This is a genomic window from Streptomyces sp. RKAG293 (genome assembly GCF_023701745.1).
In the GTDB taxonomy this organism is placed as follows: domain Bacteria; phylum Actinomycetota; class Actinomycetes; order Streptomycetales; family Streptomycetaceae; genus Actinacidiphila.
This window is the reverse complement of sequence record NZ_JAJOZB010000001.1, coordinates 521,552-536,459: the sequence shown is the minus strand read 5'-3', so window position 1 is coordinate 536,459 and position 14,908 is coordinate 521,552. Positions and strand designations below refer to the sequence as shown.

General features: G+C 70.5%; 15 protein-coding genes and 1 pseudogene. 10 read left to right on the top strand and 6 right to left on the bottom strand.

Translation table 11 applies throughout. The annotated features are described in order from the left end of the window. Positions 1–38: 38 nt before the first annotated feature. Positions 39–1,214, top strand: coding sequence for an epoxide hydrolase family protein (locus LNW72_RS02325; protein WP_250973759.1), 1,176 nt, complete (start codon positions 39–41; stop codon positions 1,212–1,214). A gap of 99 nt (positions 1,215–1,313) precedes the next feature. On the opposite strand, the gene LNW72_RS02320 is transcribed toward LNW72_RS02325, so the two are convergent. Beyond that, the gene (locus LNW72_RS02320; protein WP_374117114.1) at positions 1,314–1,649 is read right to left on the bottom strand and encodes an SCO0607 family lipoprotein; all 336 of its coding nucleotides are present in this window, start codon (positions 1,647–1,649) and stop codon (positions 1,314–1,316) included. 192 nt (positions 1,650–1,841) lie between these two features. Between LNW72_RS02320 and LNW72_RS02315 the strand changes: the two genes are divergently transcribed. Continuing rightward, a complete protein-coding gene (locus LNW72_RS02315; RefSeq protein WP_250973758.1) occupies positions 1,842–2,033 on the top strand; it encodes a hypothetical protein in 192 nt (63 codons plus the stop codon). 75 nt (positions 2,034–2,108) lie between these two features. On the opposite strand, the gene LNW72_RS02310 is transcribed toward LNW72_RS02315, so the two are convergent. From LNW72_RS02310 to LNW72_RS02300, 3 genes and pseudogenes are all read right to left on the bottom strand, one after another. Continuing rightward, positions 2,109–2,339, bottom strand: coding sequence for a hypothetical protein (locus LNW72_RS02310; RefSeq protein ID WP_250973757.1), 231 nt, complete (start codon positions 2,337–2,339; stop codon positions 2,109–2,111). Positions 2,340–2,385: 46 nt separating this feature from the next. Continuing rightward, positions 2,386–2,966, bottom strand: a pseudogene (locus LNW72_RS02305) (anion permease); the annotation flags it as partial. A 195-nt stretch (positions 2,967–3,161) separates the two neighbouring features. Further along, positions 3,162–3,539, bottom strand: coding sequence for a MerR family transcriptional regulator (locus LNW72_RS02300; RefSeq protein ID WP_250973756.1), 378 nt, complete (start codon positions 3,537–3,539; stop codon positions 3,162–3,164). A 91-nt stretch (positions 3,540–3,630) separates the two neighbouring features. Here LNW72_RS02300 and LNW72_RS02295 point away from each other — a divergent pair, with 91 nt between their 5' ends. After that, the gene (locus tag LNW72_RS02295) at positions 3,631–4,110 is read left to right on the top strand and encodes a hypothetical protein (protein WP_250973755.1); all 480 of its coding nucleotides are present in this window, start codon (positions 3,631–3,633) and stop codon (positions 4,108–4,110) included. A gap of 128 nt (positions 4,111–4,238) precedes the next feature. Here the strand turns inward: LNW72_RS02295 and LNW72_RS02290 are convergent, their stop codons facing one another. After that, positions 4,239–5,756, bottom strand: coding sequence for an MFS transporter (locus tag LNW72_RS02290; protein WP_250973754.1), 1,518 nt, complete (start codon positions 5,754–5,756; stop codon positions 4,239–4,241). A 90-nt stretch (positions 5,757–5,846) separates the two neighbouring features. Here LNW72_RS02290 and LNW72_RS02285 point away from each other — a divergent pair, with 90 nt between their 5' ends. Further along, positions 5,847–6,407: a TetR/AcrR family transcriptional regulator gene (locus LNW72_RS02285; protein WP_250973753.1), complete on the top strand. Its 561-nt coding sequence runs from the start codon at positions 5,847–5,849 to the stop codon at positions 6,405–6,407. Between the two features lie 158 nt (positions 6,408–6,565). Then, positions 6,566–6,784: a hypothetical protein gene (locus LNW72_RS02280; RefSeq protein ID WP_250973752.1), complete on the top strand. Its 219-nt coding sequence runs from the start codon at positions 6,566–6,568 to the stop codon at positions 6,782–6,784. A 227-nt stretch (positions 6,785–7,011) separates the two neighbouring features. On the opposite strand, the gene LNW72_RS02275 is transcribed toward LNW72_RS02280, so the two are convergent. Next, the gene (locus LNW72_RS02275) at positions 7,012–8,292 is read right to left on the bottom strand and encodes an MFS transporter (protein ID WP_250973751.1); all 1,281 of its coding nucleotides are present in this window, start codon (positions 8,290–8,292) and stop codon (positions 7,012–7,014) included. 99 nt (positions 8,293–8,391) lie between these two features. Here LNW72_RS02275 and LNW72_RS02270 point away from each other — a divergent pair, with 99 nt between their 5' ends. From LNW72_RS02270 to LNW72_RS02250, 5 genes are all read left to right on the top strand, one after another. Further along, on the top strand, positions 8,392–9,477 hold the full coding sequence (locus tag LNW72_RS02270; RefSeq protein WP_250973750.1) for a helix-turn-helix domain-containing protein: 1,086 nt from the start codon (positions 8,392–8,394) through the stop codon (positions 9,475–9,477). Positions 9,478–9,725: 248 nt separating this feature from the next. After that, entirely contained in the window at positions 9,726–11,417 is a 1,692-nt protein-coding gene (locus tag LNW72_RS02265) for a putative adhesin (RefSeq protein WP_250973749.1), read from the top strand. A 323-nt stretch (positions 11,418–11,740) separates the two neighbouring features. Further along, positions 11,741–12,469 carry a YcnI family protein gene (locus tag LNW72_RS02260; RefSeq protein ID WP_250973748.1) on the top strand — a complete coding sequence of 243 codons (729 nt, stop codon included), beginning with the start codon at positions 11,741–11,743 and terminating at the stop codon, positions 12,467–12,469. A gap of 170 nt (positions 12,470–12,639) precedes the next feature. Then, positions 12,640–13,320 carry a class I SAM-dependent methyltransferase gene (locus LNW72_RS02255; protein WP_250973747.1) on the top strand — a complete coding sequence of 227 codons (681 nt, stop codon included), beginning with the start codon at positions 12,640–12,642 and terminating at the stop codon, positions 13,318–13,320. Positions 13,321–13,509: 189 nt separating this feature from the next. Beyond that, positions 13,510–14,853 carry a phosphatase PAP2 family protein gene (locus LNW72_RS02250; RefSeq protein ID WP_250973746.1) on the top strand — a complete coding sequence of 448 codons (1,344 nt, stop codon included), beginning with the start codon at positions 13,510–13,512 and terminating at the stop codon, positions 14,851–14,853. The last annotated feature ends 55 nt before the right edge of the window (positions 14,854–14,908 follow it).

The window sequence follows — 14,908 nt, the reverse complement described above, 5'->3', positions numbered from 1 at the left end:
CGCCGTCCCGGCCGGCTCCGCCGCGTTAGCATGTTGTCATGCCGGACGCCGCGCGCCGCCCCGAGCCGTTCATTCAACAGACCGCCCCCGAGGCGCTCGAGGACCTCCGGGCCCGGCTGCGTGCGACGCGCTGGCCCGATGCACCCGAGGACGCCGGGTGGTCGCTCGGCTCCGACCTCGGTTACCTCCGCGAGCTCGTCGCCCACTGGGCGGACGGGTTCGACTGGACGGCGCAGGAGGCGGCGCTCGCCCGGCTCGCCCGCTATCGCGTCCCGCTCGGCGGCCTCGGGATCCACTTCGTCCACGTCCGGGCCGTCGCGCCGGCCGGGCCCGTTCTGCCGCTGGTCCTCAGCCACGGCTGGCCGGACTCGTTCTGGCGCTACGCGAAGGTCGTCCCGCTCCTGACGGATCCCGGTGCGCACGGCGCCGATCCCGCTGACGCGTTCGACGTCGTCGTGCCCGACATGCCGGGCTACGGGTATTCCGACCGCCCCACCGGTCCGCCCCTCGACTCCATCGCCGTCGCCGGGCTGTGGGCCGAACTCATGAGTGTCCTCGGCTACGCGCGATTCGGCGCGGCGGGTGGGGACGTCGGCAGTCATGTGAGCCGCTACCTTGCGCTCGACCACCCCGACCGGGTCGTGGCCGTCCACCGGACGGATGCGGGCGTCCCCGTCTTCGCCGGGGACCCGGCGGAGCTCGCCCCGGAGGAGCGCGCCTGGCTCGACGGTGCTGCGGCCTGGGGAGGGGCCGAGGGAGCCTATGCCGCCATGCACCGCACGAAGCCCCAGACCGCCGCCTTCGGGCTCAACGATTCGCCGGCCGGTCTCGCCGCATGGATTGTCGAGAAGCTCCGGGCATGGAGCGACTGCGACGGCGACATCGAGCGGTCCTTCACGAAGGACGAGATCCTCACCAATCTCACGATCTACTGGCTGACGGGGACGATCGGCTCGTCGATGCGCATGTACCGCGCGAACGCCGCGATCCCACCCGCGCAGCTCGCCCGCCGGGTCGAGGTGCCGTCGGGCTTCTCGCTCTTCCCCGGCGACATCGTCCGCCCGCCGCGGGCGTGGCTGGAGCGCACGGCGAACGTCGTGCGGGTGACCGAGCCCGCGCGCGGGGGCCACTTCGCCGCCTTCGAGGAGCCCGAGCTCTACGCGGAGGAGCTGCGCGCGTTCTTCCGCCCCTACAGGGCTGCCGCGCAGGGCTGAGGCGTCTTTCCCCGGCCCACCCCGCCACGGTCGTCCGATCCGCCTTCGCGGTCCATGGCTCCGGTCCATGGCACCGGTGACCTGGGCACCCGGTCCCCGTCACCCGGCTGCGGGAGCCTCAACGATGGTGCCGTTCTTGTCGATCGTGTGGGTGTTCCAATAGCTGTCCCAGGTGTCGCCGACGTGCTGGGGGATCTTGCCCTCCGGGTAGCGGACATACCCCTTCGGCGGCTCCTGGCCCTTGGGCGCGCAGGCCTTGCCGGTGGTGCCCACCGCCAGGACCGGGTACTCGCCGCCACCGCAGATCGCGTCCTCGGTGGAACAGCCGGTCAGGGCCACGGCCGCCACACAGGCCACTGCGAGGCCGAGTACGAACCTCAGGGGGCGGTTGCCGCCCGCAGACACGGTGTCATGGGATCCGCTGGTCGTAGGCACGTGATCTCCCTTGTGATGGGTTGGTCCGACCAGCCTGCACGAAAACGAGAACGAGATCATGAGTACAGCTACTCACGTGCGCCCGCGCCGCCGACCGACCGACTGATCGGACGGGCTGGTGCCGGTCCCGGTGGAATGATTCCGTCGGGTACGGTCCGTTAGATCATCGGATCGCGGGCAGGAGTCAGCACTATGAGCAACGCAGAAGTGACGGAGCACCCGCCGATCTACGGCCGGCTGATAGAAGAACGCGGCGACGTGCCCGCCGAGACGCGGGAGGCCGCCCAGCAGGTACAGCGTCAGGCGGTGACGGCTCTGGACTGGAGCGATGTGCGGCGTGCCCAACAGGGCAGGGAGGCACGCGGTTTCCCCGCCCTCGGCTGAGACCCCGTCGGCCGGCGGTGGGGGCGGGCGCACCACACGCTCTGTTCCCCGCGTCACCGCGCGGCTCGTCCCGAGTCAGTGGAACTGCGGCACGATGAGATAAAGCCCGTAGCCGATGACCGCGGCACAGGCGGCGAAGCAGAGCCCGGTGAGGGCGAGAGCGCCCTGGCCGTCGCTCGTCCCGTCCGGGCCCGGTTCCCGGGTGGCCAGGGCGCGCACGCCCAGGGCGAAGACGACGACGATGCCGACCGTGGCACCCACGCTCACCACCGCGACCCGCCCCAGGGCACTCCAGTCCATACTCATCTTCCGGCCTCCCTGGCCTTGTCGGGACTCGTGGTCGTCGCAGGGTTCAGGCAGCGGCCGCGACGGGACGAACCGCCACGGAGGTGCCGTCGTTGACGTTCTCGGAGTGCACCGGGTTGCGCCGTGAGAGCAGCACGATGACGGCGGCGGCCGACGCCGCCACCACGCCGACCAGCACGGTCCCCAGGGTGCCGCCGTGCACGACGACGCCGGCCGCGACCGCGCCCACGGCCGCGGCGGTCTCGGCCGCGAACCCCTGCGGTGACTGGATGTCGGTCAGTCCCTTGCACATCGTCCTGATGATCCGCCAGCCGCCCAGGTACGTGCCCAGACCGATCGCCGGACCCGCCGAGCCGATCACCCACACCGGGGGACCGGCGTCGTGCTACAGCGCACCGGCCGAGATGAGCGTCAGGGTGATGACGCCCATGGTCTTCTGCGCGTCGTTCGTCCCGTGAGCGAGGGACACCAGCGACGCGGAGGCGATCTGACCGAGGCGGAACCCCTTGGTCCACCGAACAGGGCGTGCGACGAACTGGACGGCAGCCCGACGAGCCACGTCATCAAATTCCACACGATGGCGCCGATCAGCCCCGCGAAGATCATTCCCGGGGTGACCAGGTTGTCGTATGCCGTGAAACCACGTTGTTGATCACTGCGGGCGCGGTGTCCGGCTCTCCATCCGACACTGACCGGTAGCGCTCTCTCGGATCGGACGTCACCGTGATCCGCTGGCAGCGTGGGCAGTTGAGGGAGCGTCAATTGCGAAGTCAGCGTCTTCGGGATTCCGGTGGTGCTTTGCCCGCCAGGTTTGCGCCGTTCTCAGCCTCGTGCCGAGGCCGACGAGCCGGCTGCCCGCAACGGGCACCCGGTGCCCACCCGCGCGGCCAATTCGGCCCGCAGGGTGACGAGTTCGGCCATGCGGGCGTCGAGGACGTGGATCTTCTCCTCGAACAGCGCGGACAGCGCTTCCGCGGTATCCGGGCGCTCGCGTAGTTCCTCGCCGGTCCGTGCGATCTCCGCGAGGGAGAACCCGAGCGTCTGCGCGGTGCGGACATAGTGCAGCCAGGCCACCGTCTCGGGCGGGAAGTCGCGGTAGCCGTTGGCCAGCCGCCCGCCCTGGACGAGGCCGACCTTCTCGTAGAACCGGATGGTGTCCCTGGTCATGCCCGCCTGCGCGGCCAGCTCTCCGATACGCATGGTCCTCCGTCGCACGATGGGCTTGACCTTGGACCGTACTCCACTGTTTAGCGTGAGGTGTCGCTGACCCAAGAACACCAGGAGCCTCACCGTGATCCCTCTCCTCACCCCCGCACGTCCCGCCTACCTGCACGTCGTACGGGCGAGCGCCTGGTACGACCTCGTCGTCACGGCAGGTTTCGCGACACCGTGGACGTATGCGCTGGTGCACCAGGCGCTGTCCTCACTGGGTGACACACTGGGGATGGGCCACCTGCCCGAACTCGACCCGGTACAGACCCTGTACGCGAATCTGATGGGTTCGGTCGTGGTCGTCTGGGCCGTCCTGCGCATCGTCCGGCCGTTGCCGGAGCACGGACTGTTCGACGGCGTCGCGCGCACGCTGTTCGCGACGTGGCAGGCGTACGCGCTGACCCACGGCGCCATGCGGTTGCTCTGGCTGTTCTTCGTCGTCGAAGTGGTATTCGGCGTCGTACAGCTGGCGCCGTGGTGGCGGTACCGGCGCACCGACCGGGTGGACGCCTCCGCCGGCCCGGCTGACGGCCGCCCGCACCTGGCCGGGAGTCAGTGACGTCCAGGGGTGGGGTTCCGGTGCCCCTGGCTCACCGATCCGCTGGGCCGTGGCGCGCCGGAACGTGCCTCACGGATCGATGAGCGGCCAGGACGCGGCAGTCGGTCCGCGCCGGCTCGCCCCATGCGTCATGCCGTGGTCTTCTCGCTGATCGCGTCGTCGACGGACGCGGCCGCCTTGTCGTTCGTCACGCGTCGTCGTGTACGGACGATTCCCCACCCGACGAGTGCCGCGGCCATGACGCTGAGCGTGAGGCCCGCGATCGTGACCGCCTCCTGGAATTCGGCGGTCTGTCGCGGGCTCCAGTCGGAGGTGGCGATGTCGCCGGTGAACAGCGCCGCGAGGATGGTGCCGGTGACGGCGATGGCGACGCCTGAGGTGACTTCGGTGGCGGTGTCGACGAGGGCCGCGCCGACCGTGGTCCGGTTCTTCGGCAGGCCACGGAGCACGTTCACCCCGGCGACAACGCCGACCACGCGCATGCCGGCCGCCACGAGCACGAGGGCGATCGCGACCCACACGTATCCGAACCTGCCCAGCAGACCGTAGAAGGCGAGCCCGAACACGACCGCCGCGGCGCTGAGCCACGCGGCCCGTTCGAGGCCGACCCGCTGTACGAAGGGTTGGACGAACGCGCCGCCCGCGACGAGGACGACGACCTGCGGCAGCATCCCGAGGGCGGCGAGTGCGGGCGTCCACCCCCAGTCGAGCTGCAGCTGCAGCGTCACCAGGTAACCGAGGCCGGCGGTCGCCAGCCCGGCCGCGGCCTTGAACGCCAGGCCGCTGGAGACCAGAGGGTGAGCGACGAGTTCGAGGTCGAGGAGCGGGTAGCGTGCCGAACGCTCGCGGAGGAGGAAGAGAAGCGCCGCCACGACGGCCGCCGCCGCGGTCGCCCACGGGGTCCACGATCCGGCGCCCTCATTGACGAACAGCGTCGGTGCGACGAGCGCCAGCACGATCGTCGCCGTGCCCAGCACCGCACCCGCGATGTCCACCGGATCGCGGTGCAGGTCGGCCGTGACGTCCGGACCGATGCCGGACCGCACACCGATGATCGCGAGGGCGGCGATCGGCACGTTCACCAGCAGCAGGACCTGCCATGGCGCGATGGCGAGCACGAAGCCACCCACGGTCGGGCCGATCGCGAGCCCCACCAGACCCACGGTCGAGATGAGGGTGGTCGCACGGACGCGCAGACCGTCCTCGTCGAACAGCCTGAAGGCGAGCGCCATCGATCCTGGAGTCGTCATCGCGGCCGCGACGCCCATCGCCACCCGGACGGCGATCAGTTGCTCCACGCTGGAGACGAGAGCGGTCGCCAGGCTCGCCATGCCGAGCAGAACCAGCCCGATGAGCATGATCCGCCGTCGGCCGAACCGGTCGGCGATCGCGCCGAACGCCAGCATCAACCCGCCGAACACGACCGCGTACGCGCCCGTCACCCACTGCAGCGCGATCGTCGAAGCGTGCAGATCGCGTCCGATCGTGGGCAACGCGACGTTCAGGATCGAGTTGTCCAGCATCTCGAAGAGAAACACTGCCGACAGCCCGGCCAGGGCCACCCAGGCCTCGCGCAACGACCGGGGGGAATCAGAAGAGGGGTCCGCCGCCGCGGGTGCGGGTCCGGTCCCGTGGGGAGCGCTCATGAACAGCCACCTAAGATATAGAGGTCTATCTTACGGCTCTCAGAGTAGGGCGCTAGAATAAGATAGGCAAGTCTATCCAAGGAGGTACGGATGCCCGAGCGACGCCGTGGAGCGGCACTGGAGAAGGCGCTCCTCGATGCGGCCTGGGAGGAACTCGTGGCCAACGGCTACGCCAGGTTCACCATGGACGCCGTCGTGCAGCGCGCGGGCACCAGCCCGCCCGTTCTCTACCGCCGCTGGTCCGACCGCGACGAACTGGTCCGGGCCACCATCGCCCGGAGCCTGGAGGAGAACCGCCTCGACGTTCCCGACACCGGAAGCCTGCGGGAGGACGTCCTCACCCTCATGCGGGAGATCAACGCCACCCGTGTCCAGTTCATCACCGTCATGAGCGTGCACCTGGCCGGCTACTACCAGGAGACGGGAACCAGCCCCCGGGACCTCCTCGCGACAGGGCGCGAGAACTCCGTCGACGTGCTCTTCGACCGCGCCGTCGACCGCGGCGAGATCAAACCGGAACTCCTCACCGAACGCATCAAGTCCCTCCCCTTCGATCTGCTGCGCCACGAGGTCCTCACGACCTTCGCCCCCGTCTCCGACGACGTCCTCGAGGAGATCGTCGACACGGTCTTCCTCCCCCTGGTGCGCTGACCGCAGCGGCAGCCTTGTGCCTCGCGCGCGGCGTCGAGGGGCAGGGCGCACCACCGCGCGAGGACGTGCGGACCGGCCCGCCGTTCGGCGTCCCGCTGCATCACTGGGACGGCGCACCGTGGGGCGTTTGAACGGGAAAAAGCGGGAACACGTCATTCATGGCGAATCCAGACGACGAAAAGAAGACACCCCACGCGCCCGGTTCGCAGCCGAGCACGCGCCCGGGCTCCGATGAACCGCAGACGATCACGGCGCCGACGCCGCCCGTCGGGCGGAACAGTGATCCTCCGGATGAGGAGGATCTGGTGGACGAAGGGGACGCGTCGAAACGGTCCCGCGACGACGAGGCGCCGGAGCAGAGGTCCGAGGACGACTGAGAAGACGTCCGAAGGCGACTGAAGGGGCCGCATCCCGGTGGTAGCCGGCGTGGCCGGGTCCCAGGTCGGAGGCCGTACTGCTCGAGCGGCGGCTCGCCGCAGCCGTGGCCGTCCCCGAGGCGACGCGGGTCGTCGCTCGTGCGGTGGGGCCGCTCGCGATCCAGGACGGCGCTCGTCAGGGACACCGGCTTCGCACCGGCCTTCGACGTCGCCACGGCGGTCGCGGACTACGTCGCGTGGCGTGCCGACAACCCCCGCTGAAGGAGACGGCGGACCAACACGCAGTTGGTGCTGCCGTTGTCCTCGGTGACGTCCCGGACCTGCTCGAAAGCGACGGCGCTAGCCGAGAGGAGCGTCGCAGCGGCGAGGCTGCCCCAGAGGGCGGCCGAGCCGTGGGGTGCGAGAGTGGTGATGACCGCCGGGGAGACGGCGAGGCCGAAGCCCGTGGAGAGCTGGAAGCGGGCGAGGGCGCGTCCCAGGAGATGGGCCGGGGCGAGCACCGTGACGAGCGCGGTGGCGCTGCCGGCATAGATGATCTCGCCGAGAGTGCAGAGCACGGACACCAGGGCGACGGCCGGGGCGGCCCAGCCGTGCCCAAGGGAGGTGGCGGCGAGGAAGCCGAGGTAGGACGCGGTGAGCACCACGCCCGCGAGAGCCAGCACGGTCCGGCGGGAGTAGCGGGACATCAGGACGGTGGCCGGAACCTGCAGGGTGACCACCAGGACCGTGTTGGCCACGAAGATGGCCGCCGACCACACCGGGGACGCGTGCAGTTGCGTCACCAGGACCAGGGGGAGCGCGATCTCGGGGACGTTGAGGCAGAAGGCGTAGACCACGTTGGCGGCCAGCAGCGCGCGCAGCCGGGGTGCGGGCTCCTCGCCGCTGCCCTTGGCCGGGGGAGCGGCCGGTCGCGCGTGCAGGTGGACCGACCACGCCAACGCCGCCGCAGTGAGATACGCGAGTCCGGTGACGGCCGCCAGCGCCTGCAATGCGGTGGTGCCGCCCGCCAGGCATGCGGTGGCGAGGAGCGCGCCCACACCCAGGCCGGCGTTGCGCAGGGCGCGGCTTGCCGCGAGAGCGGTGTCGCGTTCCCGGCCGTGGGCGACCGTGGCCACGAGAGCCGCGTGGGCGGCCGGCCATGCCTGGTTGCCGATGCCGAGGAAGAGGGCGGCCGTCGCGAACGGCCAGACGTGCCCCGCCGGGGCGGCCAGCAGCAGTGCCACGCCCACCACCCGCACCAGCATCGACGCCGCCACGACCGTGCTGCGCGCACCCCGGTCCAGCCATCGGCCCACGGCGGGCATGCACCCCAGACCCACGACGATTCCGACCGTCATGGCGATACCGGTGGCCGGCGCGGACAGCCGCAGCACCGTCACCCCGTAGAGCAGCAGAAAGGGCCGCAGCAGACCGGTGCCGAGCGCGTCCACGGCCAGAGCGACGGCGTAGCGGGGGCCTCCGGAGGCCCGGACGAGTGCACGGGGCTGGATCTTGGTGGTGGTTGCCATGGCGTCAACGGTGCGTTCGGCCGCCGGGCTGGGAACGCCGGTTGACGGACACCGTCAACCGACGGCGTCGTCGGCCATGCGGTCAGTGATGATGAGGGGGTGACCTTGAGGATCGACATCAGCGGCCTGCCGTCCGAGCGACTGCGGTTCGCCGCCTCCCCGCTGGCCGAACTGACGGCGATGCTGCACGTGCTGGCCGAACCCGGGCACCACCCGCAGCTCGCCAACTGGGCCGGGGACGTCTGGGCCGGGCTGCGGCCTGAACTGGCCGAGCGGTTGCGGGAGGCGGAGTTCCTCTGGCGCTCCTCCCAGGCCGACTTCATGATCCCAGCCCGACCTCGACCGACCCTCGCCGAGGAGTTGGACGACGTGGACCGGATCGACGACGAAACGTATGTGACCGCGGCGCTCGTCACCACCTGCGGCAGCAACCGGGTCCACTTCGGCGCGCCGTCGCCGCTGACCGACGCGGCTGCGCGCGAACGGGCCCTGGACATCGCCCAGGCCCGCGGCGGGCTGCAAGAGGCCTTCGCGGAACGGCTGCTCGCGGACCCCGCCGCCGTGCGGGCGCGGGTGCGGCACACCCTCGAACAGTGCGCCGAGGCCTTCTTCGACGCCGCCTGGACGGGCGTCGCCGTGCAGCTCGCCACCGACCTGCGCATCAAGAACGACCTGCTGAAGCGCCAGGGCATCGAGGCGGCCCTCGCCTCGGTCTCCGGCGCGGTCACCCTCGCCCCGGACGGCGACTGCATCATCGTGGACAAGCTGCAGGACAAGGCGACCGCCGCCCGCGGCACCGGGATCACCTTCATCCCCAGCGTCTTCGGCCGCCCGCACCTGGTGGCGGTCCACGCGCCCGGGTGGCAGCCGGTGGTGCAGTACCCCGTGGCCGAGCAGAGCCCGTCGGAGCCGGTTTCGCTGGAGACGGTGACGCTACGGCTGGCGGCCCTCGCACATCCGGTACGGCTGCGGCTGCTGCGCACGCTGGCCCGCGGCCCGCACACCACCGGCGAGCTGGCCCACGCCTGGGAACTCACGCCCCCGGAGGTCTCCCGCCACCTCGCCGTCCTGCGCCGCGCGGGCCTGCTCACGGCCCGCCGGCACGGCCGTTACGTCCGCTACACCCTCAATCTGTCCGATGTGACGGCGCTGGGCACCGACCTGCTGGCAGCCGTACTGCGCTGAGCGGTTCCGCTCCGCCCGGAACGCGGGCGTCCGCCGCCTCAGCCGCATCGCCCGCCTTCGCCGTATCGCCCGCCTCAGCCGCATCGCCCGACTCGGCGGGCTGCCGAGCGCTACCCACGCGACTGCCCGCAGCCGCGGGCACGCATGGCAATCGGCCCCAACTCCCTTACGTTGTGCGCCGGTTCGCGTACATTGCTCCATGGGGGCCCGCTCGGCGGGCCGGTAGTCACAGACCGGGGGGGCACCAGTTGACCACCTTCATCATGGGCCACGGGAATTACAGCGAGCCCGACACCTTCGTCCCGACCGGCAGCAGAATCGGCATCTACGCAGAGGTCAACACCCTGCTGGCCATCACGATCGGCATGGCGGTCCTGTCCGCGCAGGGCGGCTTCGAGCCACCGACCACCTTCGACGCGACGGCCGGGAAGACCTCGAACGTCCACAACTATCGGATCGGTCCGCTCACCCATCCCGAGTACCAGCGGATGCGCACCGTCGACTCCGCCAAGAACACGATCATCTACATCGGCTTCACCGAGGGGTTCGGGACCGAGACCCAGCTCTGCACGGACCTCAAGCGCTGCACGGGCGGCCGGCATCAGTGTGACGGCATCCTGGGCCGGGTCCACGACACCGACATCCGGCTCGCCTTCTGCCTGGGCAAGGCGAGCGAGTCCGGGCAGAGCAAGATGACGACCACGTTCCCGGCGACCGGCACCTACGCGGAGGCGAACGCCCACCTGGCGCGCTACATCGACGAGGCCAAGGTCTGGTTCGAGCGGATGACGCAGAGCCCGGACGTGGCGATCCCCGCGTTCCACAAACTGGCCTCGACCGCCCCGGGCGCCCGCGAGGCGTCGTTCATCCTGGCCTCGTCCAAGAAGCTGGAATCCCTGCTGGTCCTGCACGACGCCCGCCAGTTCCGCGGCTCGCTGAGCGCCTGGGACTTCCTCAACTACCTGTACGGCCTGCCGGAGAAGTCGCGCGCGAAGGTGACCAAGCGGCTGCGGCCGGAACCCGCACCGGCCGCCGTCCCCGCGCCCGCGACCGCGCTGGACCGCTTCGTCGCCTCCTACTTCACCGCCGGCACCGCTGAGCGCCGCGCCGGCTGGTCCGCCCTCACCCCACAGGAGCAGGTGCAGGGTACCGGGAACCACCTGCTCAAGTTCTGGGCGACCCACATCGTCCCCGTCATCGACGTGTACCAGCAGGGCTGGGACTCCCACGACCAGCCCGTCGGCTGGTTCACGGGCGCCTCCTTCCGGTCCCCGCTCACCGAGTTCGGCGAGGCGGAGGCCCAGCTCTCCCCGAGCTACGTGGACTCCTTCAACGCCTGTATGGCCTTCGGTCACACCGCCGGCCCGGCGGCCTGCCTGGCGCTGTGGAAGCGCCTCGACGGCAACCCGGACGCCCAGCGGCTGCTGAGCATCGTGACCAATACGAAGGACCCTGCCACCTGGAAGGCGCAAGTCACACCCGGTGCCGGGCCGGAACCGCTGGCCGCCTGGCTGGCCGAGTACCGTGCCGCCGAGCTGGCCGCCGTGCGCCGGGCGCAGCAGAGCGGGGCGAAGCCGGTGGCGAAGGCCGCCGTCGTGGTGAGTTCGTCGTCCTCGGAGAGCGAGGACATCTTCGCGACCGATCCCTTCGCGGATTTCTGGGACGACCCGGACGCGGACAACTGGCGTGCGTGCAGGAACTGGAGCAAGGACAAACCCGTCCAGGTCATCGAGCTCGCCGGCCAGTTCAGGTTCGCCGAGCGGACCACGGCCCTGGCGGGCGCGTTCCCCGCCGCGGCGTGGAGCACCTTCACGGTGGAGGAACTGGGCTTCTCGGGCGGCACCATCCAGCTGGACGTCGGTGCCGTCAACCTCGGTGCGTTCAGGGCCTATCTCGCGCGGCCCGAGATGACGCGCCTGACCACCATCACGGTGCGGTAGCCGCCTCGGCGGCGCGCCCCTCGCCGGGCCGGGCCGTACGCCGGGGTGCGGTCCCGGCGGGCCGCACCCTGGCCGGATCCTCGCCGAGCTGTCCGGATCATCCGGGTGGTCCAGGGGCCCATGCAGGTCGCGGGGGGTGGTGGCGCCGCTGTGCCACCCGCTGCCGCCCCCCTTGTCAGAATGGTGCGAATCGCATCCCCGGGGCATCAGCCGGTGATAGACCCGTCGCCATGAGCGCCTCTCCAGTGGTTCGGATCCTGCGGCCCGGGCGCTCTCATCCCGGCCTCGCGCATTATTGAACTTCCTCCGGACGGAGCCCACCCATGTCCCCGACCCCCACTCGTGTTCCGCGGACCCCGCGCCGTGCCGCAGTAGTCGCCACGCTCGCGGCAGCGGGTGTGCTGGCCGCCTCCGGCGTGGCATCCGCCCACGTGACGGTCCACCCCGAGACCTACGCCAAGGGCGCCGTCGACGGCACCTTGACCTTCCGGGTCCCCAACGAGGAGGGCGCCGCCAGCACCACCCAGGTGCAGATCGTCTTTCCCGCAGATCACCCCATTCCCGGCGTGATGGTCACCGCCGAGCCCGGTTGGACCGCCAAGGTGACCACCGCTCATCTCAAGACGCCGATCAAGACCGACGACGGCACCATCACCGATGCCGTTTCGGAGATCACCTGGACCGGGGGGAAGATCCAGCCGGGCCAGTACCAGGACTTCAACGCCTCATTCGGCCAACTCCCCGACGACACCGACCAGCTGGTGTTCAAGGCACTGCAGACGTACTCCGACGGGAAAGTCGCGCGCTGGATCGAGGAGCCCAAGGCCGGCGGCGAAGAACCGGAGAATCCGGCCCCGGTGCTGCGCCTCACCCAGGCGGCCGCTCCGGCGACGGCCACGCCCCGGCCCACCACGTCGGCCGCGGCCACGTCGACCGCGTCGGGCAGCGACTCCACCGCCCGGGCCCTGGGGATCGCCGGGTTGGTGGTCGGCGTTCTGGGGCTGGGTGCGGCCGGCTTCTCCCTGAGCCGCGGCCGGAGGTCGCGCCAGTAGCCCGGACCGGTGTGAGGTGAACGATGGCCCGGGCCGCCGGTCCGGGCCATCGTTGTGCCACGGAGCCCACCGTCACCCTGTGCCTTCTGGGACCGGCCCGCGTCGCTCGCCTTTTGCCAGGGCGGCAACAGGATTGGCGTGGGCGGGACGCGAGGGGCGACGGTGGGCGCATGACCGACAACATCGCAACAGGTTCGCCCGCGTCCGACGCTCCCACTCCTGCCGACGGCTACGTCGGGGACCCCGCCGTACGGGAGGAGTGGGACAGCCGGTACGCCGACCGGCAGCAGCTGTGGAGCGGCCAACCCAACGGTGCGCTCGTGGCCGAGGCCGCCGGTCTCACACCCGGACGGGTCCTCGACGTCGGCTGCGGTGAGGGCGCCGACGCGCTCTGGCTCGCGCGCGGCGGCTGGGACGTGACCGCGCTCGAAGTCTCGAGCGTGGCACTGGAGCGGGCGGCCGGCCACGCCCGGGACGCCGGCCTCGGCGTCCGCTGGGTGCACGCCGAACTGGCGCACGCGGCCCTCCCGCAGGCCTCCTTCGACCTGGTCTCCGCGCAGTACCCGGCCCTGCTGCGCACCCCCGACGCCGCGGCCGAGCGAGCGCTGCTCGCGGCCGTCGCGCCCGGCGGCGTGCTGCTGCTCGTGCACCATGCGGGCATGGACACCCGTCAGCCCGACGACAGCGGCTTCGACCCGGCCGACTACGTCTGGCCCCGGATGGTCGCGGCCCTGCTCGACGACGACTGGCAGGTGGAGGTGGATGAGCAGCGGCCGCGCCTCGCGCCCGACGGCGGTGCCGGCGCCCACCACACCGACGACCTGGTGCTGCGCGCACGCCGATTGCGCTGAGACCACTTGGCCGGCCTTCATGCGCGACCGGTGAAACCCGCCCGCACCCACTCCGATAGGATGATCGACCGCGCGACGATCGCCCTGATCGCCCGTTCATTCACCAGAAAGCCATGTCAACCAGCACAAAGAGCGTCTTTATTTACATCTAACAAATCGGCCAAACAATTGATATCTATAGCATCGCGCATGTTTTCACGAATTAACTCCAGAATTGCGTTCACCGCATGGCGCCAACCGCGGGTGATGCTGTGGGCCGCGGTGAGTGTGGCGGCCCTCGCGTTCCTCATCGCGCTGGAGATCACCGCGCGCCGCTACGGCCTGCGGGGGCCGATCACCAACCAGGTGCAAGAGCTGATATTCGGCCCCAAATCGGGGCCGCTGCTGTACGCCGGTATGGCGTTGATGATGCTGGTGCTCACCTGGCGGCAACGGCTCATTGCGCTGGGTGCCGCGCTCGGCATCGACGTCGTCTTCTTCCTGGTGCGGTGGACGGCCGACACCAGGCTGACCTTCGGTAACGGCGCGTTGTGGGTGCTTTTGAGCTATGGGGTCATCGCTGTCACGCGTCGCACCGGCCGGGAACGTGTCCTGCTGCTGAAGGGCGTCGGGCTGGGTCTGCTGCTGGTCACCGGCCGCAAGACCGGCGATGCCTGGCTGCTCATCACGTCGAAGACCCGCCCGATGGTGCTCGATCAGTACGTGGCGACCGCCGATCGCGCGCTGGGCAATCCGTCGTGGCTGATGGGCCGGATCGTCAGGGCCAGCGGACCGATCGGCAGCCATGTCCTCGACGCCGTCTACATTCAGCTCGCGGTGGCCGCTGTCCTCGTCGCGCTGTACCAGCTGCGCAACGTGGCGACCGAGCGCCGCTTCCCGCGCCATCATCTGGTGCGCACCTTCCTGGTCATCGGCCTGCTCGGGCCGGCCATCTACATGCTCTTCCCGGTCGTCGGACCGATCTACGCCTACGGCGTCGGCATCGGCGCCGGCGGCGGCGAGCACTGGGCACTGGCCAACCTGTGGCCGAACACGCTGCCGCCGCTCGGCGCCCCGCACCCGATGCCCTTCGATGCGGTCACCCCCCGCAACTGCATGCCCAGCCTGCACACAGCGTGGGCCACCGCGATCTTCATTCATTCCCGCAAGGGCCCACGCTCGCTGCGATACGCGGGCACGTTCTGGCTGATCGCCACGCTCTGCGCGACGCTGGGATTCGGTTATCACTACGGTGCGGATCTCATTGCCGGCGTGGTGTTCGCCTTCACGATCGAGGCAGGGCTGCGCGCGCACGACCGTGGCTGGGAGCCGTCGGGAATACGGCTGGTCGCTCACGGCGCAACGGTCTTCGCCGCGCTCCTGGCGGCGTATCGCTATCTGCCGATGGAAATGGCCGAACACCCGTGGGTGTTCGGACCGCTTCTTCTTCTCGCGATGGCGTCCGTGGTGCACGGCTACCTGCGGACCACCAAGCTGTGGGATCTGAAGACCGCACCGGTGCAGCAACCGGAACCGCAACCCGTCCTGGTTTGAGCCGTTTCGCACCAGGGTGTGGGCTGAGCGCTTCCCTGGTGCGGCCGGGATGCTG